At 57.5% G+C, this 23,222-nt stretch carries 20 protein-coding genes; 11 read left to right on the top strand and 9 right to left on the bottom strand.

The window, feature by feature from the left end:
* Positions 1-24 precede the first annotated feature (24 nt).
* Both rplI and LG383_RS16880 read left to right on the top strand, forming a co-directional pair.
* Positions 25-474 (top strand): 50S ribosomal protein L9, encoded by a 450-nt coding sequence (gene rplI, locus LG383_RS16885; protein WP_032616202.1) that lies wholly within the window; start codon positions 25-27, stop codon positions 472-474.
* Positions 475-625: 151 nt separating this feature from the next.
* On the top strand, positions 626-1,567 hold the full coding sequence (locus LG383_RS16880) for a DMT family transporter (RefSeq protein ID WP_106994064.1): 942 nt from the start codon (positions 626-628) through the stop codon (positions 1,565-1,567).
* 23 nt (positions 1,568-1,590) lie between these two features.
* Here LG383_RS16880 and LG383_RS16875 read toward each other — a convergent pair whose 3' ends face one another.
* Positions 1,591-2,226, bottom strand: coding sequence for an OapA family protein (locus LG383_RS16875; protein ID WP_106994065.1), 636 nt, complete (start codon positions 2,224-2,226; stop codon positions 1,591-1,593).
* Between the two features lie 231 nt (positions 2,227-2,457).
* Between LG383_RS16875 and fklB the strand changes: the two genes are divergently transcribed.
* A complete protein-coding gene (gene fklB, locus LG383_RS16870; RefSeq protein WP_032616205.1) occupies positions 2,458-3,078 on the top strand; it encodes an FKBP-type peptidyl-prolyl cis-trans isomerase in 621 nt (206 codons plus the stop codon).
* Positions 3,079-3,383: 305 nt separating this feature from the next.
* Positions 3,384-4,793, top strand: a complete 1,410-nt coding sequence (gene cycA / locus LG383_RS16865; RefSeq protein WP_225759747.1) for a D-serine/D-alanine/glycine transporter — start codon at positions 3,384-3,386, stop codon at positions 4,791-4,793.
* Between the two features lie 95 nt (positions 4,794-4,888).
* On the opposite strand, the gene ytfE is transcribed toward cycA, so the two are convergent.
* A complete protein-coding gene (gene ytfE, locus LG383_RS16860; protein WP_225759746.1) occupies positions 4,889-5,551 on the bottom strand; it encodes an iron-sulfur cluster repair protein YtfE in 663 nt (220 codons plus the stop codon).
* Positions 5,552-5,793: 242 nt separating this feature from the next.
* On the opposite strand from ytfE, the gene LG383_RS16855 reads away from it, so the two are divergent.
* Positions 5,794-7,443, top strand: a complete 1,650-nt coding sequence (locus LG383_RS16855) for a methyl-accepting chemotaxis protein (RefSeq protein WP_106994068.1) — start codon at positions 5,794-5,796, stop codon at positions 7,441-7,443.
* 41 nt (positions 7,444-7,484) lie between these two features.
* On the opposite strand, the gene LG383_RS16850 is transcribed toward LG383_RS16855, so the two are convergent.
* From LG383_RS16850 to LG383_RS16840, 3 genes are all read right to left on the bottom strand, one after another.
* Positions 7,485-8,444 carry a DMT family transporter gene (locus LG383_RS16850; RefSeq protein ID WP_225760159.1) on the bottom strand — a complete coding sequence of 320 codons (960 nt, stop codon included), beginning with the start codon at positions 8,442-8,444 and terminating at the stop codon, positions 7,485-7,487.
* A gap of 75 nt (positions 8,445-8,519) precedes the next feature.
* Positions 8,520-9,344: an AraC family transcriptional regulator gene (locus LG383_RS16845; protein WP_225759745.1), complete on the bottom strand. Its 825-nt coding sequence runs from the start codon at positions 9,342-9,344 to the stop codon at positions 8,520-8,522.
* Positions 9,345-9,424: 80 nt separating this feature from the next.
* Positions 9,425-10,273, bottom strand: coding sequence for an SDR family oxidoreductase (locus LG383_RS16840; protein ID WP_225759744.1), 849 nt, complete (start codon positions 10,271-10,273; stop codon positions 9,425-9,427).
* An 89-nt stretch (positions 10,274-10,362) separates the two neighbouring features.
* Between LG383_RS16840 and LG383_RS16835 the strand changes: the two genes are divergently transcribed.
* Positions 10,363-10,743 (top strand): helix-turn-helix domain-containing protein, encoded by a 381-nt coding sequence (locus tag LG383_RS16835; RefSeq protein ID WP_106994071.1) that lies wholly within the window; start codon positions 10,363-10,365, stop codon positions 10,741-10,743.
* 76 nt (positions 10,744-10,819) lie between these two features.
* Here the strand turns inward: LG383_RS16835 and LG383_RS16830 are convergent, their stop codons facing one another.
* Positions 10,820-12,763, bottom strand: a complete 1,944-nt coding sequence (locus tag LG383_RS16830; protein WP_225759743.1) for a bifunctional 2',3'-cyclic-nucleotide 2'-phosphodiesterase/3'-nucleotidase — start codon at positions 12,761-12,763, stop codon at positions 10,820-10,822.
* A 190-nt stretch (positions 12,764-12,953) separates the two neighbouring features.
* On the opposite strand from LG383_RS16830, the gene cysQ reads away from it, so the two are divergent.
* Positions 12,954-13,694, top strand: a complete 741-nt coding sequence (gene cysQ / locus LG383_RS16825; protein ID WP_225759742.1) for a 3'(2'),5'-bisphosphate nucleotidase CysQ — start codon at positions 12,954-12,956, stop codon at positions 13,692-13,694.
* Here the strand turns inward: cysQ and LG383_RS16820 are convergent.
* Positions 13,688-14,245, bottom strand: a complete 558-nt coding sequence (locus LG383_RS16820; RefSeq protein WP_225759741.1) for a YtfJ family protein — start codon at positions 14,243-14,245, stop codon at positions 13,688-13,690. The two genes, cysQ and LG383_RS16820, sit on opposite strands and share 7 nt — an antisense overlap.
* Before the next feature lie 324 nt (positions 14,246-14,569).
* On the opposite strand from LG383_RS16820, the gene LG383_RS16815 reads away from it, so the two are divergent.
* Entirely contained in the window at positions 14,570-14,776 is a 207-nt protein-coding gene (locus LG383_RS16815; RefSeq protein WP_032616223.1) for a DUF1107 domain-containing protein, read from the top strand.
* A gap of 69 nt (positions 14,777-14,845) precedes the next feature.
* Here LG383_RS16815 and LG383_RS16810 read toward each other — a convergent pair whose 3' ends face one another.
* Both LG383_RS16810 and msrA read right to left on the bottom strand, forming a co-directional pair.
* Positions 14,846-16,183, bottom strand: coding sequence for a hemolysin family protein (locus LG383_RS16810; RefSeq protein WP_106994075.1), 1,338 nt, complete (start codon positions 16,181-16,183; stop codon positions 14,846-14,848).
* A gap of 188 nt (positions 16,184-16,371) precedes the next feature.
* Positions 16,372-17,013 (bottom strand): peptide-methionine (S)-S-oxide reductase MsrA, encoded by a 642-nt coding sequence (gene msrA, locus LG383_RS16805; RefSeq protein ID WP_225759740.1) that lies wholly within the window; start codon positions 17,011-17,013, stop codon positions 16,372-16,374.
* 224 nt (positions 17,014-17,237) lie between these two features.
* Here msrA and tamA point away from each other — a divergent pair, with 224 nt between their 5' ends.
* From tamA to LG383_RS16790, 3 genes are read left to right on the top strand one after another with little or no spacing between them, the layout of a single operon-like run.
* A complete protein-coding gene (gene tamA, locus LG383_RS16800) occupies positions 17,238-18,971 on the top strand; it encodes an autotransporter assembly complex protein TamA (RefSeq protein WP_225759739.1) in 1,734 nt (577 codons plus the stop codon).
* Complete coding sequence (gene tamB / locus LG383_RS16795; RefSeq protein WP_225759738.1) at positions 18,968-22,744, top strand: autotransporter assembly complex protein TamB; 3,777 nt, start codon at positions 18,968-18,970, stop codon at positions 22,742-22,744. Before tamA ends, tamB begins: the two co-directional genes overlap by 4 nt.
* Positions 22,745-22,746: 2 nt before the next feature.
* Positions 22,747-23,091 carry a gamma-glutamylcyclotransferase gene (locus tag LG383_RS16790; RefSeq protein ID WP_166181410.1) on the top strand — a complete coding sequence of 115 codons (345 nt, stop codon included), beginning with the start codon at positions 22,747-22,749 and terminating at the stop codon, positions 23,089-23,091.
* Positions 23,092-23,222: the final 131 nt, after the last annotated feature.

The following is a 23,222-nucleotide window of genomic DNA, read 5'->3' as shown; positions in this document are numbered from 1 at the left end:
ATACGACTTTAAGAGGATAAGGTAATGCAAGTTATTCTGCTTGATAAAGTAGCAAACCTGGGCAGCCTGGGTGATCAGGTAAACGTTAAAGCGGGCTACGCTCGTAACTTCCTGGTTCCACAGGGTAAAGCTGTTCCTGCTACCAAGAAAAACGTAGAGTTTTTCGAAGCACGTCGTGCTGAACTGGAAGCCAAACTGGCTGACGTTCTGGCGGCTGCTAACGCTCGCGCTGAAGAAATCAACGCACTGGGCACCGTTACTATCGCGTCTAAATCAGGCGACGAAGGTAAACTGTTCGGTTCCATCGGTACCCGCGATATCGCTGATGCAGTAACTGCAGCTGGCGTTAAAGTGGCTAAGAGCGAAGTTCGTATGCCGAACGGCGTTCTGCGTACCACCGGTGAGCACGAAGTGGACTTCCAGGTTCACAGCGAAGTCTTCGCTAAACTGGTTGTTAACGTTGTTGCTGAGTAAGTAATTACTCGTCACCACGTCGAAGCGCCGGCCTTGTGCCGGCGTTTTGCTTTTTAATGAGACCTGTCCCACCTTTTGCCTTCCAGGGTAGCTATTCCCGCTGCATTCTCTGATAATAAAATGAAACGCCATTTTATCTTCGAGATTTGCTATGGACTCCGTTCTCCCCACGCCGATTTTTGCCCGTAAAAACATCGTTTTCGCCTGCGCGACGCTGTGCTGTTTGTTATGGGGCAGCTCCTATCCCGCGATTAAGAGCGGCTACGAACTCTTTCAGATCGCCACCAACGACATTCCCTCAAAAGTGGTCTTTGCCGGTTATCGCTTTGTGTTTGCCGGCCTGCTGTTGCTGCTGTTAGCCCTTGCCCAGCGCAAACCGATTGGTCGGCTCAGCCCACGACAGTTTGGCCAGCTAACGGTCCTCGGCCTGACGCAGACGGCGATCCAGTACACCTTCTTTTATATCGGCCTCGCTTACACGACGGGCGCCAAAGGGTCGATCATGAACGCCACCGCCACCTTCTTCAGCGTCATGCTGGCGCACTTCATCTATCAGAACGACAGGATCAGCTACAACAAAGCTCTCGGCTGTATTCTCGGTTTTGCCGGGGTGATGATCGTCAACTTTAACAGCGGCTTGCAGGACTTCCACTTTGTCTGGAACGGTGACGGTTTTGTGGTGCTGGCGGCGTTTATCCTCTCTGCCGCCACGTTGTACGGCAAACGTATTTCCCAGACGGTGGATCCGATGGTGATGACCGGCTGGCAGCTGGCTATCGGTGGGGTGATGCTGGTGGTGGGCGGCTACATCACCGGCGGGACGCTGGCACTCCCCAGCGTCAAAGCGGCGGCAATCCTGGGTTATCTGACCCTGCTCTCGTCGGTGGCGTTCGCGCTGTGGAGTTTGCTGCTGAAGTACAACCGCGTCAGCATGATTGCGCCCTTCAACTTTTTAGTGCCGGTGGCCGGCACCGTGCTTTCCGCCATTTTCCTTGGGGAGAATATCCTCGAGATCAAATATGCCGTGGCGCTGGTGCTGGTCTGCTCGGGGATCTGGTGGGTCAATAAAGTGAGTGGAAAACAGGCCCGGTAAGCATCACGCCACCGGGCAAAGGGCTATTTTGCGCGAACGAAGCTGCCGTCCGCCTGACGGGTAAACAGCACCTGCTGGCCATTGCCGCTGTCAATGGTCAGCCCGGTCACCACGCCGCTCGCATTCTGGCGGATCTGCACCATCTGACCGTTTTGCAGATTACTCAGCGGTTTACCGGCACCTTCAACCTGTGCCATCGCATAGACATCCGTCGGCGGCAGGTTGTGATCGCGGAACAGCTGCGCCATGGTTTTGCCGGACTCTACCCGGTAAGAACGCCACTGCTGTTCGATACCCGGCACCGGCTGCGACTGTACAGGCGCGGCGGCCTGCTCCTGCGGTTGCTCTTCCTGAATCGGCTCCGGCTCAACCGGCGCCATCTGGCCCGGATCGTTTGTCGGGGAAACCAGCTGCGTCTGCATCGGCTGGGTATCAGGTTGCGGCTGCGTCTGCGAGCGAAAATCCAGTTCGGCATCCCGCCGGACAGGCGTTGTCGCGCTGTCGTCAGCGCCTGGCAGCAGAAAACCAACGATAACCATCAGCGCACCGATGATAATGCCTCTGCGGTGCAGGGGCGGCAGCGGGTCCATGATGCGAAAGTTGTCTGGCGCATGCCAGATTTTCGTCAGGGTAGGTTTTAGTTCAAATGGCCCGGGCATGGCTCTCCTCCTGCTCCGCGTCTTTTTTCCTGTCCCGAGAAGTATAGTTCGCTAACTGCCTGATGAGCGTAGCAAACCCGGCTTCCGTGACACACATTCGGGAAAAATCCAGATAGTCTCTATTGTTTCCGTTTCATCGCAATTTGTCATCTTTCCATAAGACAAAGTTTTACCGGATGGAAGGTGGCTGTTATGCTGCCCGCTACTTTAAATGTGATGGAAGGAAATCCCATGACCACCCCGACTTTTGACACAATCGAAGCGCAGGCAAGCTACGGTATTGGTTTGCAGGTAGGACAGCAGCTGAGCGAATCAGGTCTGCAGGGTCTGTTACCAGAAGCGCTGGTGGCGGGTATCGCCGATGCACTGGAAGGTAAGCACCCGGCTGTTCCGGTAGATGTGGTTCACCGCGCGCTGCGCGAAATCCACGAACGTGCTGACTCCGTGCGTCGCGCGCGTTTTGAAGAGATGGCTGCGGCAGGCGAGAAATTCCTCGAAGAGAACCGTGAGCGCGAAGGCGTGAATAGCACCGAAACCGGCCTGCAGTTCCGCGTGATCAACCAGGGTGACGGCGCAATCCCGGCGCGTACCGACCACGTTCGCGTGCACTACACCGGTAAACTGATCGACGGTACCGTGTTCGACAGCTCCGTTGCCCGCGGCGAACCGGCTGAATTCCCGGTAAACGGCGTGATCCCAGGCTGGATCGAAGCCCTGACCCTGATGCCGGTAGGCTCCAAATGGGAACTGACTATTCCTCAGAACCTGGCCTACGGCGAGCGTGGCGCAGGCGCGTCCATCCCGCCATTCAGCACCCTGGTGTTTGAAGTCGAGCTGCTGGAAATTCTGTAATCCCGCTCGCTTTCCTCTCCCCGACCGGGAGGGGAAATCAGTTAAAAAACCTATAGTTACGCGCTAATCAACAGATTATCTTGCAAATGATCGCATTAAGTGTATTTTTGTGAGCTGTTTTGCGTTGCTTAAGTGATATGACACTCACTTTCAACATATTGTTAACATAATATTTAAATCATAGTATTCATCCCGCCGATTCTTACCTAATATCGATGAGTCCTTAATCGGGCCGTCGCTTTTCGACGTAATAAAGGGCCAGAAGAGCCTAAACAACACAGGCAGTTACAACAGGAAAACATCACATGGTAGATCAGGTAAAAGTCGTTGCCGACGAAGAGGCACCGTCTGAACAGTCACTACGGCGTAATCTCACAAACCGTCATATTCAGTTAATCGCCATTGGCGGTGCCATTGGTACCGGGCTCTTTATGGGGTCAGGCAAAACCATTAGCCTTGCCGGTCCGTCGATCATTTTTGTCTATATGATCATCGGCTTCATGCTCTTTTTCGTGATGCGTGCAATGGGAGAGCTGCTGCTCTCGAATCTCGAATATAAATCCTTCAGCGACTTTGCCTCCGACCTTCTCGGGCCGTGGGCGGGTTATTTCACCGGCTGGACCTACTGGTTCTGCTGGGTGGTCACCGGGATGGCCGATGTTGTCGCCATTACGGCCTATGCCCAGTTCTGGTTCCCCGGACTGTCGGACTGGGTTGCCTCGCTGGCGGTGATTGTTCTGCTGCTGAGCCTTAACCTCGCCACCGTAAAAATGTTCGGTGAGATGGAGTTCTGGTTCGCGATGATTAAAATCGTCGCTATCGTTGGTCTGATTGTGGTCGGCCTGGTGATGGTGATGACCCACTTCACCTCTCCGACGGGCGTTGAAGCCTCGTTCTCCCACCTGTGGAATGACGGCGGCTGGTTCCCGAAAGGGCTGAGCGGATTCTTTGCCGGCTTCCAGATTGCGGTCTTCGCTTTCGTGGGGGTTGAGCTGGTAGGTACTACTGCCGCAGAAACCAAAGATCCGGAGAAATCCCTGCCGCGGGCGATCAACTCTATTCCGATCCGCATCATCACGTTTTATGTGTTTGCGTTGATCATTATTATGTCCGTCACGCCGTGGAGCTCCGTCGTACCGACCAAGAGCCCGTTCGTTGAGCTGTTCGTGCTGGTTGGCCTGCCGGCTGCGGCGAGCCTGATTAACTTCGTGGTGCTGACCTCTGCAGCCTCGTCGGCCAACAGCGGCGTGTTCTCCACCAGCCGTATGCTGTTCGGCCTGGCGCAGGAAGGCGTGGCGCCGAGTGCGTTTGCCAAGCTGTCAAAGCGTGCGGTACCGGCGAAAGGGCTGACCTTCTCCTGTATCTGCCTGCTGGGCGGCGTGGTGATGCTCTACGTGAATCCAAGCGTGATTGGCGCGTTCACCATGATCACCACCGTCTCGGCGATCCTCTTCATGTTCGTCTGGACCATCATCCTGTGCTCGTACCTGGTGTACCGCAAACAGCGTCCACACCTGCATGAAAAGTCGATCTACAAGATGCCGCTGGGCAAGCTGATGTGCTGGGTCTGCATGGCGTTCTTCGTGTTTGTGCTGGTACTGCTGACTCTGGAAGAGGATACCCGTCAGGCGCTGATCGTCACGCCGCTGTGGTTTATCGCGCTGGGGCTGGGCTGGCTGTTTATCGGTAAGAAAAGAATGGCAGGCGTAAGATAAAAGCAAAACGGCAACGTCGGTTGCCGTTTTTTATGTGTTCTCCCTCTCCCTGTGGGAGAGGGGCGGGGTGAGGGCATCAGGCCGCAGCGGCTTTTTTATTCCCCGGCCAGCGCCCGCGGGAACAGCACGTTATTCTCGAGGCTGATGTGCTCCATCAGATCGTCGATCATCTCGTTAATCCCGTTATACATCGCGCGCCAGGTGGTGCAGGCATCCGCCGGTGGGGTGACGTTATTGGTGATATGTTTGATCACCTCCACCAGTTCACCCGCGTCGTCATGCTCGCTTTCCATCACGCTGATAGGCCCCATCGCCTGGCTACCCATCCCCTGTTTAATCATCGGGAACAGGATCTGCTCCTCTTTCATCATGTGGCTGGATAGCTCTTCGTGCAGCATGGTCAGATTTTTCGCCAGGCCGCGCGGGACAGAGGCTTTTTCCGCATGGACGCGTTCAACTTTGGTCGCCTGCAGGATCAGTTCCGGCAGTTGTTCGCGGTGACGGTCATGGTAGCGGACGACAATGTGATTGATGATTTCGCCCAGCGCCACGCTGCGCCAGTCTTTTTCCAGCGGCTGCTCAGCCAGTTTCGCCAGTTCAGCTTCGATGAGGTCCAGATCCAGTTCCTTACGCGATGCCGCACGCGCCAGGGTTTGCTTACCGCCGCAGCAGTAATCCATATCGTATTTACGAAACAGCGCAGAAGCGCGTGGGATGGAGAGCGCCAGCTCGCCTAAAGGTTGGTCGCGGAAGGCCATGGTCGTTACCTCATCGTTATTTGATAAGATGTATTTTAAATGCATCTTTAAGGCGAGGATATAACTCTTTAGGAGCAGAGGGTAAAAAGGCGGGCAACTCTAAAAACTTTCTTATGTTTTAACTTGCTGAAAGGATTTAATTATTTCCGAAAAACAGGGTGGTTAGACCACGAAACGTTAAATAACACGCCTGCTTTGCCGATATGTCCTCCACAGACAATGTCCTGCACATAAGGTTAAGAATGTTTAAACGGATTAAAGTAATCACCCTGTTAGTCTCGGTACTGCTGGTGCTCGGACTGATGCAAATCATCGCCGCGACAGTTTTTATCAATGCCCTGAACAACGATAAGGACAATTTCACCGTCTCCCAGCTGTCCAGCCAGAACGTGGCAGAGTTTACCGACGCGTGGATCAGCCTGAACCAGGCGCGCGTTACCCTTAACCGCGGCATGCTCCGTCTGCAAAGCAGCACGGCGACCGAAATCAACGGCACGCAGCTGGGTGAGCTGGTCACTGCCGCAAAAGCGCTGTTGGCCGAGGCGCAGGGCCATTACGACAAATATTATGCCCTTCCGGAAACACCGGGCATGGATGAGAAGCTGGCGGAGCGGCTGGAAGAGCAGTATCGCGCTTACCACACCACGCTGGCGAAAATGAACGAGCTGCTGGCCGAGGGCAAGCTGGACGATATGTTCAAGCAGAATGCTGAGAAGAAGCAGGTGGCGATGCAGGCGGTATACCGCGAATGGCGTGAGGCGCAGGCGAAGTTGACCCGCGCGGGCATCACCGATAACGAGAACGACTACCAGCGTATCCTGTGGATCCTCTCGTCCATTATGGTGATTGTGGTGGCGGTGATTGTCGCCAGCTGGATCGCCATGCGCAACGTGCTGCTGAAGCCGCTGCATGAGGTCATTGCCCATATTCGCGCTATTGCCGCCGGCGACCTGACCCAGCCGGTCAATGCCCACGGCCAGAACGAAATGGCGATGCTGGCACGCAACGTTGACGAGATGCAAAAGGCGCTGGCCAATACCGTAGGCGTGGTCCGCGATGGTGCGGATACCATTTACACCGGTGCCGGTGAAATCTCCGCAGGCAGCAACGATCTCTCTTCCCGTACCGAGCAGCAGGCGGCCTCCCTGGAAGAGACGGCGGCCAGCATGGAGCAGTTAACGGCCACCGTGAAGCAGAACGCCGATAACGCCCGTCAGGCGTCACGCCTGGCCCTGGACGCTTCCTCTACCGCGAAGAAAGGCGGTAACGTGGTTGAAGGCGTAGTGCGCACCATGGACGAGATCGCTACCAGCTCCAGCAAGATTGCCCAGATCACCAACGTGATTGACGGCATTGCCTTCCAGACCAACATTCTGGCGCTGAACGCGGCGGTAGAAGCGGCGCGTGCCGGCGAGCAGGGGCGTGGGTTTGCGGTAGTAGCAGGGGAAGTACGTACTCTGGCCCAGCGCAGCGCCCAGGCCGCGAAAGAGATCAAAGGCCTGATCGACGACTCTGGCGCGCGCGTCAGTGCGGGTTCCGCGCTGGTGAATGAAGCCGGAGCGACGATGGCGGAAATTGTCAGCGCCGTGACCCGCGTGACCGACATCATGGGCGAAATCGCTTCCGCCTCGGATGAGCAGAGCCGGGGGATTGATCAGGTAGGCCAGGCGGTCGCCGAGATGGATCGTGTGACCCAGCAGAACGCCTCGCTGGTTGAGGAGTCCGCAGCGGCAGCGGCGGCGCTGGAAGAGCAGGCGGCACGTCTGAACGAGGCGGTAGCGGTGTTTAAGATTGTCCACGGCCAGGCAGCCAAAGCGGCGCCGGTGAAAACCTATACTGCAAAAGCAAAACCGGTGCTGGCGACCACGGACGCTAACTGGGAAACCTTCTGACAGATGCCGGGTGGCGGCTTCGCCTTACCCGGCCTACGGAACTACGAAACCGGCACTACTGCCGGTTTTTCCGGCTTCGCACTTACCGCGATCACCACTCCCACCACCAGTAACAAAATCCCCGTCCCGGTTAACAGCGGCGGCAGGCTCTGGCGCATCAAAAAGGTATACAGCAGCCCGGCAAGGGTTTCGAAAACGATCAACGGCCCTAAAATCACCGTCGGCAATTTCTGGCTGGCGACGTTCCAGCACAGCGCACCCACCCACGAGCAGCAGACAGCAATCACCACCATCAGCCCGAGGAAGACCCAGGGCCGCGGCCCCAGCGGCAGGGCGAAGTCCGGCTGCTGCACATTCAGCCAGGCGCAGGCAGCGAGATAGCCCAGCAGCGACACCGGCAGCGTCACCAGCGCCTGAGCGGTGGCCCACATCATCGGATGTTTGTCCGGATTTTCCCGCAGCCAGCGGGCATTACGCAGGGCATACCACGCCCAGCAGACCACCGACACCGACGCCAGCAGGATCCCCGAGACATAGCGCCAGCCGCTGCCTCCGGCCACGCCGAGACGCAGCTCGGCAATGTTGACGCAGGCCAGCCCCAGCGCAATCGCCACCAGGCCGGGCACCATCTTTGACCATGCCAGTTTGCCATCGCGCTGGCTGTAGAGCAGATTGGCGAACACCGGGATCACCACCGGCAGCGTGCCGATGATCATCGTCGAAACGGGTGCCCCGGTGCGCTGGATGGCGCTCGCCAGGCAGATGTAATAGATCAGGTTGCCCATCATGGTCAGCGCGAGGGCGGTCAGCCAGTCCTGGCGCGAAAGCTGGCGTAACCGCGTCCGGCCCAGCCAGGCGATCGGCAGGGCGATCAGCCCCAGCGCCAGATAGCGCCCCATCGACTGCAACGCCGCCGGGTACTCCGGCACAATCAGCGGGCCGACAAAAATCAGCCCCCACATTAACCCTGCAAGCAGGGCATACAACACGCCGCTAACCATTTTCGTATCCATTTTCGCTAAACCTGCTGGCAGTGTAGAAGGGCAAAAGGGGGGCGTATTGTATGAGATTGCGCATTAGCGCTTCGCGACCTGTTTCTGGTAGCGCACAGGAGTGATGCCGTACCGACGGGTAAACGCCCGGGTCAGGTGCGACTGATCGGTCAGACCCGTTGCGGCGGCCACCTCTGCCGCTGGCAGGCCCTGCGTAAGAAAGGCTTTGGCGCGCCACAGGCGGATCGCCATCAGCATCTGATGGGGCGTGACGTGAAAGTGGGCTTTGAACTGGCGCTGAAAATGGTACGGGCTGAGGGACACCACCTGCGCCAGCTCATCAAGCGTCAGGGAGTGCATATAGTTGTCATGCAGATAATCGCGCACGCGATCGAAACGATGCGCCCCTTCAGGCAATACCGGAGCATGACGCGCCAGCGGCTGGAAGGTATTAATCAGATCCAGCAGCAGGCCTTTTTGCGCCAGCGGATCCTCGGTGTGCCACAGGCCATAGATCAGCTGACCAATCTGCTGCGAACGGCGCGGATCGTGGCGGGTCACGTCGCTAAACCACCAGTGACGAATGCCTGTCACCTCTTCCAGCAAATCTGGCTCGAGGTAGATCATCCGGTAGCGCCAGCCGTCGGCGGTTTCGGCCTCGCCGGTATGCAGCTCATCGGGATTCATGGTGACAACGGAATGGACGGGGGCCACGTACTGGGTCCCGCGATAGCGAAAGCGTTCGGCACCGGCTTCAATGGCGCCGATACCGAAGGCCTCGTGGGTGTGCGGCTCAAAGGCGTAGCGTGAGATATGGGCGTGATAGAGCTCTACGCCCGGCAGCTGCGCCAGATGGCGAAAGCGCGCGCTGTCTCTCTCATCGAAGAACTGTTCGGGTACGCCTTGCACGGTGAGCCTCCTCGCGGGTCAGATTTCATTATCAGAGATGACCCGCGGGGATGCCACAATAATTAACCACATTTTAACAATTACAGGATGCCTTTCACGCTCTCGGCCAGCGTCGTGGTCGGGCGACCCAGCAGCGCGCTCAGGGTGCGGCTGTCATCAAACAGACCGCCTTTCGAGGCACCCACATCGGAGTCGGCCAGCATATCCGCCAGGCCCGCCGGCAAGCCCACGCCTTTCAGCGCGGCGGCAAAATCGGCCTCGCTCAGGTTCTGGTACGCCACGTTTTTCCCGCTCTGGCGACTGAGTTCGGCAGCCAGGTCGCTTAAGGTCCACGCCTGGTCACCCGCCAGCTCATACACTTTCCCGGCATGACCCTCTTCGCTGATAACCCGGGCCGCGGCGGCGGCATAGTCGGCGCGAGTGGCAGAGGCGATTTTGCCCTCACCCGCAGAGCCGATGAATACCCCGTGCTCCAGCGCTGGTGGGGCGTTGGCGAGGTAGTTTTCGGTATACCAGCCGTTACGCAGCAGGGCGTAAGGAATGCCGGATTGTGCCAGCGCTTTTTCGGTGTCGACGTGCTCCACGTGCAGCCCCAGCGGTGAGGTATCGGCATGCAGCAGGCTGGTGTAGGCGATAAATTTCACCCCCGCCGCCTTTGCCGCGTTAATCACGTTCTGATGCTGCGATGCGCGCTGGCCCACTTCGCTGGAGGAGATCAGCAGCAGTTTATCCACGCCCGCGAGTGCGGCGGTAAAGGCGGCCTGGTCGGTGTAATCGGCCTGACGGACGATCACCCCTTGCTGGCTCAGCGCGTCGGCCTTGGCCGGGTTACGCACAATGGCGACCAGCTGGCTGGCCGGAACGGTTTTCAGCAGCTGTTCAATAACGAGTTGGCCAAGCTGGCCGGTAGCGCCGGTAATCGCGATCATGATGAATATCCTTCGTCTCGTGTGAATGTTGTGGCACACTACCACCCAAGCTAACTTTTAGTAAGTACGTACAAAAAGGTAAGTATCAAATGACCAATCCAACCCTCAGCGAGCAGTTGCGCGACGGCAATCTCTTTGCCGAGCAGTGCCCTTCCCGGGATGTGCTTAAGCATGTAACCAGCCGCTGGGGCGTGCTGATCCTGGTGGCGTTGCGTCAGGGCACCCATCGCTTTAGCGATCTGCGGCGCAAGATGGGCGGGGTGAGCGAGAAGATGCTGGCCCAGTCGCTGCAGGCCCTGGAGCAGGATGGCTTTATCAATCGCGTGTCGTACCCGGTGGTGCCTCCGCACGTGGAGTACAGCCTGACGCCGCTGGGGGAAGAGGTAAGCGAGAAGGTGGCGGCGCTGGCCGACTGGATCGAGCTGAATTTACCGCAGGTGATGAGTAACAGGGGGGAGCGTGCGGCCTGATGCCCTCACCCTGGCCCTCTCCCACGGGGAGAGGGAACAAACACTAAAAACGGCAACGTGCGTTGCCGTTTTGCTTTTACCTGCTTAAATCCACCTGATAAATCGCAAATCCGATCTCATCGGTGGCTACCTGCTGCATCGGATACTGCGCTTTCTCTTTGATAAACGCCGCCGCTTTTTCGGATGGCGCGGTCTCAAAGCGAATATCCAGCTTCACGTTGCTGTGGATCGGCGCCAGGCGCCAGTTGTTGTCCGCTGCCGGGTGGATTTTACCTGCCTTTTTCGACTGCTCACCGATCCACGCCGCCAGCACCGAGCGGTTCTCGTCCGGGGAGGCAAAGGCGATGTGACTGTCACCGGTCCCGGCAAACTTGCCGCCGTAGGCGCGGTAGTTATTGGTGGCCACCAGGAAGGTCGCTTTTGGATCAATTGGTTTGCCGTTGAAGGTCAGGTTTTTAATGCGCTCCGCCTGGGCATTCACCACCTGGCACTCGCCGTCATATTTCGCTGGCTGGGAGACATCAATCTGGTACTCCACGCCGTCGATGACGTCGAAGTTATAGGTGCGGAATCCGTCCCAGTTGATCAGCGCCTGCGGTTGGGTGCTGTTGACATCGATCTGGTTGAACTGCCCGGCTGAGCACTCCAGCCACTCCTTTACCTCTTGGCCGGTGGCTTTAACCACCACCAGGGTGTTTGGATAGAGATAGAGATCGGCGGCGTTACGGAAGGTCAGCTGGCCTTTCTCCACTTCGACATAGCTGGCCGGATCGTTCTTGCGTCCGCCCACCTTAAACGGCGCAGCGGCGGAGAGCACCGGCAGTTTCGCCAGGTCCGGATCGCCCTGAATATAGCGTTCCACGTAGGCTTTCTGCGCCAGGTTCACCACCTGCACGGTAGGATCGTCCTGCACCAGCGACAGGTAGCTGTACATGTTGTCGGAAGCGTTGCCGATCGGTTTGCTGACAAACTCGCGGGTGGCGTCGTGGTCGTGCTTCAGCACCTCGACGATCTTTTTATCCTCGCCCACCAGCGCTTTTTTGGCGGCCAGATCGTAAATCGGCCGCGCTTCGGCCTTCGACTCGGTCACCTGCCATTTGCCGCCGTCATTATTCAGCACCAGATCGACCACCCCCAGGTGATCGCCCCACATGCCCGGCATCACCGCCGGCACGCCGTTCAGCGTCCCTTTGGCAATGTCCGCCCCTTTAATGCTGGCGAAATCTTTGCCCGGGAACACCGCGTGGGCGTGACCGAAGAGAATGGCGTCGACGCCTTTCACTTCGCTGAGGTAATAGACCGAGTTTTCCGCCATCGCCTGATACGGATCGGCAGAGAGACCGGAGTGCGCCACCACGACCACCAGATCAGCGCCTTTCTCACGCATCTCAGGCACATATTTGCGCGCGGTTTCGGTAATGTCGTTAACCGTCACTTTGCCGCTCAGGTTGGCTTTATCCCAGGTCATGATCTGCGGCGGCACAAAGCCGATATAGCCGATCTTCAGGGTCTGCGGTTTTCCATCCTGATCGACTACGGTGGTCTCTTTGATCAGATAAGGCGTAAACAGCGGCTTGTTGGTCTTAACGTCGATGATATTGGCGTTAACGTACGGGAATTTGGCCCCCGATAGCGCCATGTGCAGATAATCCAGCCCGTAGTTAAATTCGTGATTACCGAGGTTGCCCACCGCATAATCCAGGGTGTTTAGCGCCTTATAAACTGGATGGATATCGCCCTTTTTCAGACCTTTCGCCGCCATGTAATCGCCAAGCGGACTACCCTGAATTAAGTCTCCGTTATCGATCAGGACGCTGTTTTTCACTTCGCTACGGGCGGCATTAATCAGGCTGGCAGTGCGCACCAGGCCGAATTTTTCCGTCGGCGCATCTTTGTAGTAGTCGAAGTCCATCATATTGCTGTGCAGGTCGGTAGTTTCCAGAATGCGGAGATCGACCGTCGCTGCCTGTACACTCGCCGCAATCAGCGTCGCCAGGAGCGTTGCGCTAAACTTAATCATCAGAGGAGTCCTTTTTTTGAACCAGGCCACAAAAGAATATGTATCTATATTTTTTTGCTTACAGAATTGTGAATCCTGCCAGAAAAAAGTGCCCTGAAACCGGAATTGCTTCACAGATAGCGGATTTATTCACAATGCGATATAAATAAAACAAAGAGTTAAACCCACTGTGTTAACAAAGAGGTGGAGAATGTTAGATAAAATTTGTCAGCTCGCACGGGATGCGGGCGAGGCCATTATGCAGGTCTATGATGGCAAGATCCCGATGGACGTGATCCAAAAAATCGATGACTCACCGGTGACCGCCGCCGATCTCGCGGCGCACGGGGTGATCCTCCAGGGCTTGCAGGCGCTGACGCCTGATATTCCGGTGCTGTCCGAAGAGGATCCTCAGCCCTGGGAAGAGCGCCAGCACTGGCAGCGTTACTGGCTGGTCGACCCGCTGGACGGCACCAAGGAGTTCATCAAACGTAATGGTGAATTCACCGTGAACATTGCCCTGATTGAGAAAGGCAAAGCGGTGCTGGGTGTGGTCTATGCCCCGGTACTGAAGGTGATGTACAGCGCCGCCGACGGCAAAGCGTGGAAAGAGGAGTGCGGCGTGCGCAAGCAGATTCAGGTGCGTGATGCCCGGCCACCGCTGGTGGTGATCAGCCGCTCGCACGCGGATAACGAACTGCAGGAGTACCTGCATCAGCTGGGTGAGCATCAGACGACGTCGATCGGCTCCTCGCTGAAGTTCTGCCTGGTGGCGGAAGGGCAGGCGCAGCTCTATCCCCGTTTCGGGCCAACCAACGTCTGGGATACGGCGGCAGGTCATGCCGTTGCCGCCGCTGCGGGGGCGCACGTTCACGACTGGCAGGGCAAGCCGCTCGACTATACCCCGCGTGAGTCCTTCCTCAATCCCGGCTTCCGGGTCTCGCTTTACTGACCGACGAGCTTATGCAGCAGGGCAGTTACCTGCTGCACCTCTTCCTGGGTCAGCGCCCCGTCTTTCGCCCACTGAATGCGACCCTCTTTATCCAGCACTGCAATCGCCGAACTTTCCTCTTTCAGCTGCCATGCGCCGCGCGCCGTGCCGTTACTGTCGACGATAATCTGTGACCACGGATAGAGCTTTTTATTGCTCTCGAGGCTGCTACGCACAAACATGGCGGAGCCCGGAATCGCATCATCGGTGTTCACAATGGTGGTGGTCTGGTAGCGATCTTTAGGTAAATTTGCCGACTTGATCGCTTCAATTAAGGTTGCGTTTTTCTCTTTTGCCGATGAGCGACCGGCAATATGCAGCACAACTCGCACTTTGCCTGGGAGCTGCGCGCTATTCCATTTTTTGTAGCTAAACTCATTATTGTCGAGGATCAATTCTCCCCGGTCGGCGATGCCCACCGGCGGCACACGTTGTCCCTTCTCAAAACTGTCTGCGGAAGCCATCAGTGGCAGCATCAGGCAGGCGGTTGCCAGAATGTTACGTAGGGTCATGGTGTTTCCTTATTTTTTTAGCAGGTGATCCGACCACTTGGTCTGACGTTTTAATCATATGTGCGATCGCGGCGATTTACCCGCAATCCCGGTGCCAGAGTGAGGGGGAACGCACATATCTGCACAAAAACGAAGGCTTATACTGTCCGAAAGTTACCATTGCAAAGAATATTCTGATTATTTGTCATCAAAAGGTAAATAAACTTATGCAGACTGGGTATCACCGTTTTTCTGGACTATAGTCATTGGGCAATAAATTTGCGCTCCAGAGAGTCGGCCCGATTGTGGTGCCGCAAGAGCGTATGATTCGCAGGAGATAATAGAATGAAAATTTTTCAACGCTACAATCCGCTTCAGGTGGCGAAATACGTAAAAATCCTGTTCCGTGGACGGTTGTATATCAAGGATGTTGGCGCTTTTGAGTTTGATAAGGGCAAAATCCTTGTCCCGAAAGTGAAGGATAAACAGCACTTTTCTGTGATGTCCGAAGTCAACCGTCAGGTTATGCGTCTGCAAACTGAGATGGCTTAACCAACGTGCTATGCAGTAATAAAGCTGTAAAAAAAACGGCTCCCAGAGGGAGCCGTTGATGTTTCTGGCTTAGGCCGAAGCGTTCTCTTCGGCGTCCGGCAGTTTCGGCACCAGCACGGTCGGTTTGTTGTCGATGCGCGTCACCAGCAGCTGGTCGATGCGGTAGTTATCGATATCCACCACTTCGAACTTGTAGCCCGAGAACTTCACCGAGTCGGTGCGTTTCGGGATCTTACGCAGCATAAACATCATAAAGCCGCCAATGGTCTCGTAGTTGCCGGACTGCGGGAACTCGTCGATATCCAGCACACGCATGACGTCGTCAATCGGCGTACCGCCGTCCACCAGCCATGAGTTCTCATCGCGGGCCACAATCTGCTCTTCCAGACCCTGACCCACCAGATCGCCCATCAGGGTAGTCATCACGTCATTGAGGGTGATGATCCCTACCACCAGCGCGTATTCGTTCATGATCACCGCGAAGTCTTCCCCGGCGGTTTTGAAACTTTCCAGCGCTTCAGAGAGCGTCAGAGTGTCCGGGACAATCAGCGTATTGCGGATCTGCACGCCGCTGTTCAGGGCCAGACTCTGGTTCGCCAGCACGCGGTTCAGCAGGTCTTTGGAGTCCACGTAACCGATGATGTGGTCGATATCCTCATTACAGACCAGGAACTTGGAGTGCGGATGTTCCGCCACCTTGTTCTTCAGACTCTGCTCGTCTTCGTGCAGATCAAACCAGATCACGTTCTCACGGCCGGTCATTGACGACGGCACGGTACGCGACTCCAGTTCAAACACGTTCTCGATCAGCTCATGCTCCTGCTTACGCAGCACACCCGCCAGCGCACCCGCTTCGAACACCGCGTAGACATCATCAGAGGTGATGTCGTCTTTACGCACCATCGGCAGCTTGAACAGGCGGAAGATAGTGTTCGCCAGGCCGTTGAAGAACCACACCAGCGGGCGGAACACATACAGGCAGAAGCGCATCGGGTTGATGATGCGCAAAGCCACGGCTTCGGGCGCAATCATACCGATGCGTTTCGGGGTCAAATCGGCAAACAGAATGAACAGGCCAGTCACCAGGGAGAAGGAGAGAATAAAGCTCAGCTGGTCGGAGAGTTCGGGGGAGAAGTAGCGGGAGAAGACGCTATAAAACACCGGTGAAAACGCCGCATCACCGACGATACCGCCAAGAATGGCGACCGCGTTGAGGCCGATTTGCACCACGGTGAAGAACATCCCCGGGTTTTCCTGCATTTTCAGCACGCGTTGAGCATTGATATCGCCATCATCGGCGAGCAGTTTGAGTTTGATTTTACGGGATGCGGCCAGAGAAATTTCTGAAATTGAGAAAAATGCACTGACGGCTATCAGACAAAGTATTACTAAAATACTGTTTAACATATCTTATCCGGCTTCTCGCCAGATCCTCGGAGGGAAGTTGGTCACACAGGGTTGTAGACATTTTGAACACCGGTCCGAAGCGGTAGGCCGGTTATTTCAGCGGCTAGTATAGCGTAACGAACTGTAAAGTCGCCAGAGATCACTTTTTGAGCCGGTTCTGCCCGCAAACAGGCAGAACCGGTTTATTGTTATGCCAGCTGCGGCGGCAGGCAAACGCCAATACCACCGATGCCGCAGTAGCCGTACGGATTTTTGTGCAGGTACTGCTGGTGATCGTCTTCCGCGTAGTAGAACGGCAGGGCGGTGGCGATCTCGGTGGTCACCTGACGGTCGTCGTTGGCAGCGAGCATCGCCTGCTGGAAGCGTGCCAGGCTGTCGCGGGCCGCGGTATCCTGTTCCGGGGTCAGCGGATAGATCGCCGAGCGGTACTGGGTGCCGTGGTCATTGCCCTGACGCATACCTTGCGCCGGATCGTGATTTTCCCAGAACACCTGTAACAGCTGTTCGTAGCTGATGACGTTCGGGTCATACACCACGCGCACCGCCTCGGCATGACCGGTCTGGCCGGAGCAGACTTCGCGATAGGTTGGGTTAGGGGTATAGCCGCCGGTGTAGCCCGCCGCGGTGCTATAGACGCCCGGCAGCGGCCAGAACAGGCGCTCCACGCCCCAGAAGCAGCCCATTGCGAACAGGGCGATGGCCATGCCATCCGGGACGTTGGTCATCGAGTGACCGTTCACGGCGTGCAGGGTGGCGACGGGCATCGGGGTGTTACGTCCCGGTAATGCATCCGCCTGAGCAACCAGGTGCTTTTTATCGAATAAACTCACGGTGTGACCTCCGGACAGGTGATGTTTGGGTTAAGGTTGTCACGACGCGTTTAATTGAACACAATAAATGCGGTGAATGAGTCTAGATTTAAACATAAGAAATATTAGGGTGTTTAACCATTTTTCAACCCGTAAATTGGGTTTTGGGCTTTATGCCGTGATCTGCTGCGGAGCGGCACTTCATCTGCTTCCAGGGGTGGAAACAAGGATATTCAGGAGAAAACGTGCCAAAAATCCGCCAGTTATGTTTTGTCAGTCTCTTGCTGACAAGCGGAATCGCCGACGCGGCGAATGTTCGTCTGCAGGTTGAGGGGTTATCCGGCGCGCTGCAAAAAAACGTCCGCGCACAGCTCTCCACGATCGAGAGCGACGAAGTGACGCCAGACCGTCGCTTCCGCGCCCGCGTGGATGATGCAATCCGCGGCGGTTTAAAAGCGCTCGGCTACTACGAACCGACTATCGACTTCGAACTGCGTCCACCTCCGGCCAAAGGTCGGCAGGTGCTGATTGCCCGCGTCAAGCCGGGTGAGCCGGTGCTGATCGGCGGTACCGATGTGGTGCTGCGCGGTGGCGCGCGCACGGATCATGACTACCTTGATCTGTTGAGTACGCGCCCGAAGAACGGCACCGTGCTCAATCACAGCGACTATGACGGCTTCAAAAAAGATCTGACGAAAGTGGCGCTGCGCAAAGGCTACTTCGACAGCCAGTTCAATAAAAGCCAGCTCGGCGTCTCCCTCGACCGGCATCAGGCGTTCTGGGATATCGATTACGACAGCGGGGAACGCTACCGCTTTGGCGACGTCACCTTTGAAGGGTCGCAGATCCGCGACGAGTACCTGCAGAATCTGATCCCCTTCAAAGAGGGCGACTATTACCAGTCGAAAGATCTGGCCGAGCTCAACCGCCGCCTGTCGGCTACCGGCTGGTTTAACTCGGTCGTGGTGGCGCCGGAATTTGATAAAGCGCGGCAGACCAAAGTCCTGCCGCTGCACGGCGTGGTGTCGCCACGTACCGAGAACACCATTGAGACCGGGGTGGGTTACTCCACCGACGTCGGCCCACGAGTCAAAGCGACGTGGAAAAAGCCGTGGATGAACTCCTGGGGCCACAGCCTGACCACTAACGCCAGTATCTCCGCGCCTGAGCAACAGCTTGATTTCAGCTATAAAATGCCGCTGCTGAAAAACCCGCTCGAGCAGTATTACCTGGTGCAGGGCGGCTTTAAGCGCACCGATCTGAACGATACCGAAGCGGACTCCACGACCCTCGCGGTGTCGCGCTACTGGGATCTCTCCAGCGGCTGGCAGCGTGCCATTAACCTGCGCTGGAGTCTCGACCACTTTACCCAGGCCAACGTGACCAACACCACCATGCTGCTCTATCCGGGGGTGATGATCAGCCGGACCCGCTCCCGCGGCGGGTTGATGCCGACCTGGGGCGATTCCCAGCGCTATTCGGTGGACTACTCCAATACCGCCTGGGGCTCGGATGTGGACTTTGTGGTGGTGCAGGCGCAGAACGCCTGGATCCGCACCCTCTACGATCGTCACCGCTTCGTGATGCGGGGCAATCTCGGCTGGATTGAAACCGGCGACTTCGAAAAAGTGCCGCCGGATCTGCGCTTCTTCGCCGGGGGCGATCGCAGCATTCGTGGCTATAAATACAAATCCATCGCGCCAAAAGATGACGACGGCAAGCTGATCGGGGCCTCGAAGCTGGCCACCGGCTCGCTGGAGTATCAGTACAACGTCACCGGAAAATGGTGGGGGGCGACCTTTATCGACAGCGGGGAGGCGGTGAGCGATATCCGCCGCAGCGACTTCAAAACCGGCGCCGGTGTCGGGGTGCGCTGGGAGTCACCGGTCGGGCCGATCAAGCTCGATTTCGCCGTGCCGGTGGGTGATAAAGATGAACACGGTTTACAGTTTTACATCGGTCTGGGGCCTGAATTATGAGTTTATGGAAGAAAATCAGCCTCGGCGTTGTGCTGTTTATCCTGCTGCTGCTGTCTGCGGTGGCCTTCCTGGTGGGCACCACCAGCGGGCTGCATCTGCTGTTTAAGGCGGCTAACCGCTGGGTGCCGGGGCTGGAGATTGGCCAGGTCACCGGCGGCTGGCGCGACCTGCATCTGAAAAACGTCCGCTATGACCAGCCGGGCGTGGCGGTCAACGCCGGGGATCTGCACCTGGCGGTGAAGCTCAGCTGTCTACGCGACAGCAGCCTGTGCATCAACGATCTGTCGTTAAAAGACGTCTTCGTAACGATCGATTCGAAAAAAATGCCGCAATCGGAGCAGGTCGCCGAAGAGGATAGCGGGCCGCTGGATCTCTCCACGCCATACCCGATTGCCCTTAGCCGGGTGGCGCTGAACAACGTCAACGTTAAAATCGACGACACCACCGTGTCGGTGATGGACTTCACCTCCGGCCTGCGCTGGCAGGAGAAGAACCTGACCCTGACCCCGACCAGCCTGCAGGGGCTGTTGATCGCTCTGCCAAAAGTGGCCGAGGTGGCGCAGGAAGAGATCGTCGAACCAAAAATTCAGAATCCGCAGCCGGAAGAGAAGCCGCTGGGCGAAACGCTGAAAGATCTGTTCTCGAAACCGGTCCTGCCGGAGATGACCGACGTTCACCTGCCGCTGAACCTCAACATCGAGGAGTTCAAGGGCGAGCAGCTGCGTCTGACCGGCGATACCGATCTGACGGTCTTCAACATGCTGCTGAAGGTGAGCAGCATTGACGGCGATATGAAGCTCGACGCGCTGGATATCGATACCAACCAGGGAAGCGTCAACGCCACCGGTAACGCGCAGCTGCGCGATAACTGGCCGGTGGATATCACCCTCAACAGCAGCCTGAACATCGACCCGATCAAGGGCGAGAAGGTGAAGCTGAAGGTGGGCGGCGCCCTGCGCGAGCAGCTGGAGTTTGGCGTTAACCTCTCCGGTCCGGTGGATATGGTGCTGCGTGGCCAGACCCGGCTTGCCGAAGCGGGCCTGCCGCTCAACCTGGAAGTGGTCAGCGAACAGCTCTACTGGCCTTTCACCGGCGAGAAGCAGTACCAGGCCGATGACGTGAAGCTGAAGCTCACTGGCAAAATGACCGATTACACCCTGTCGTTCCGCACGGCGGTGAAAGGGGAGGGGCTACCCTCCGCGGGCATTACCCTTGATGCGAAGGGCAACGAGCAGCAGATCAACCTCGATAAGCTGACGGTCGCGGCGCTGGAGGGTAAAACCGAGCTGACGGCGCTGCTCGACTGGCAGAAGGCGATCAGCTGGCGCGGGGAGCTGAAGCTCACCGGGATCAACACCGCCAAAGAGGTGCCGGACTGGCCATCGAAGCTCGACGGGCTGATTAAAACCCGCGGCAGTCTGTACGGCGGCAGCTGGCAGATGGATGTCCCGGAGCTGAAAATCACCGGCAACGTGAAGCAGAACAAGGTCAACGTGAATGGCTCGCTGAAGGGCAACAGCTATCTGCAGTGGATCATCCCGGGTCTGCACGTGGCGCTGGGCCGCAATACCGCCGACATCAAGGGCGAGCTGGGGGTGAAAGATCTCGATCTGGATGCCACCATCGACGCGCCGAATCTTGATAATGCCCTGCCGGGGCTGGGCGGGACGGCGAAAGGGCTGGTGAAAGTGCGCGGCACGGTCGAAGCCCCACAGCTGCTGGCCGATATCACCGCCAACGGCCTGCGCTGGCAGGAGCTTACCATCGCCCGCCTGCGCGTTGATGGCGACGTCAAATCCACCGATCAGATCGCCGGGCATCTCAACCTGCGCGTCGATCGTATTTCCCAGCCGGGCGTGAACCTCAGTCAGGTCACCCTGGAAGCCAAAGGCAGCGAGAAACAGCACGACCTCCAGCTGCGCGTCCAGGGCGAGCCGGTCTCCGGCCAGCTGCACCTGGCGGGCAGCTTTGACCGCAAAGAGATGCGCTGGAAAGGAACGCTGGATAACACCCGCTTCGCCACCCCGGTGGGGCCGTGGTCGTTAACCCGTTCGATTGCGCTGGATTATCGCAATGCGGAGCAGAAGATCAGCATCGGGCCACACTGCTGGACCAACCCGAACACCGAGCTGTGCGTGCCGCAGACCGTTGACGCTGGGGCCGAAGGGCGGGCGGTGGTCAATCTCAACCGTTTCGACCTGGCGATGCTCAAGCCGTTTATGCCGGAGTCGACCCAGGCCAGCGGCGTGTTCAGCGGCAAGGCCGATGTCGCCTGGGATGCCACTAAGCCGGGGCTGCCGCAGGGCAACGTCACGCTCTCCGGGCGTAACGTGAAGGTCACCCAGGTGGTGAACGACGCGCCGCTGCCGCTGGCGTTTACCACCCTCAATCTTACCGCCGATCTGCATAACAACCGCGCCGAGCTGGGCTGGCTGATCCGTCTCGCCAACAACGGCCAGTTTGACGGCCAGATCCAGGTCACCGATCCGCAAGGGCAGCGCAACCTGGGCGGCAACGTCAATATCCGCAATCTCAACCTGGCGATGGCGAACGCTATTTTCTCCCGCGGCGAGAAGGCGGCAGGCATGTTGAATGCCAACCTGCGGCTGGCGGGTAACGCCCAAAGCCCGCAGCTGTTTGGTCAGATGCAGCTCAATGGCGTGGATATCGACGGCAACTTTATGCCATTCGATATGCAGCCGAGCCAGCTGGCGATGAACTTCAACGGCATGAGTTCGACCCTGACCGGGACGGTGCGTACCCAGCAGGGCCAGATCAACCTCAGCGGCGATGCCGACTGGAGCCAGCTCGATAACTGGCGCGCGCGGGTAGCGGCCAAGGGCAGCAAGGTGCGCATTACGGTGCCGCCGATGGTGCGTCTGGACGTCTCGCCGGATGTGGTCTTTGAGGCGACGCCGCAGCTGTTCACCCTCGATGGCCGGGTTGACGTGCCCTGGGCGCGCATCGTGGTGCATGATCTGCCGGAGAGCGCGGTAGGCGTCTCCAGCGACGAGGTGATGCTCGATAAAAATCTGCAGCCGGAAGAGGCGCAGCGGGCTTCGATTCCGATCAACAGCAACCTGATCGTGCACGTGGGCAACAACGTGCGGCTGGATGCCTTTGGTCTGAAGGCGAGGCTGACCGGCGATCTGAAGGTCGCGCAGGATAAGCAGGGTCTGGGCCTGAACGGGCAGATCACCATTCCGGAAGGGCGCTTCCACGCCTACGGCCAGGATCTGATCGTGCGTAAAGGCGAGCTGCTGTTCTCCGGTCCGCCGGATCAGCCGCTGCTGAATATCGAAGCGATCCGTAATCCGGAAGCCACCGAAAATGACGTGATCGCCGGGGTGCGCGTGACCGGCACCGCCGACGAACCGAAAGCGGAAATTTTCTCCGACCCGGCAATGTCCCAGCAGGAAGCGCTCTCATACCTGCTGCGCGGGCAAGGTCTGGACAGCAATCAGAGCGACAGTGCAGCGATGACCTCAATGTTAGTCGGTCTGGGGGTTGCACAAAGTGGTCAGGTTGTGGGTAAAATCGGGGAGACGTTTGGCGTAAGCAATCTGGCGCTGGACACCCAGGGAGTCGGTGACTCTTCCCAGGTGGTGGTCAGCGGCTATGTACTGCCGGGTCTGCAGGTGAAATATGGCGTGGGGATCTTTGACTCGCTGGCGACACTCACGTTACGCTATCGCCTGATGCCTAAGCTATATCTGGAAGCGGTGTCTGGCGTAGACCAGGCGCTCGATTTGCTCTATCAGTTTGAGTTTTAGCAATGCGAATATTTGTTTACGGCAGTTTACGAACCAAGCAAGGCAACAGCCACTGGATGACCAACGCCCAGTTGCTGGGAAATTACAATATTGAACACTACCAGTTGTACAGTCTGGGCCACTATCCAGGCGCGGTTCCGGGGAACGGAACGGTACAGGGTGAGGTTTATCGTATTGATAACGCTACGCTGGCCGAACTTGATGCCTTGCGCACCAAGGGCGGGGAATACGCTCGCCGGTTGATCCAGACCCCCTACGGCAGTGCATGGATGTATGTGTACCAACGTTCGGTCGACGGCCTGACGCTGATTGAAAGCGGTAACTGGTTAGACAGAGACCAGTACTGAGATAAACCACGCCACCTTCGGGTGGCGTTGTTTTTTGACATCCGTGGACGGTTTTGTAGGCCGGGTAAGGCGTAGCCGCCCGGCAGCAGGTCGCACAGACAAAAAAAAGCCCCGACAAGTCGGGGCTCTCT

Origin of the sequence: Leclercia sp. Marseille-Q4284 (assembly GCF_916618945.1) — a bacterium.
In the GTDB taxonomy this organism is placed as follows: Bacteria; Pseudomonadota; Gammaproteobacteria; order Enterobacterales; family Enterobacteriaceae; genus Enterobacter; species Enterobacter tamurae.
Note: the sequence above shows the minus strand (reverse complement) of the source record. Positions and strands in the feature narration are given on the sequence as shown.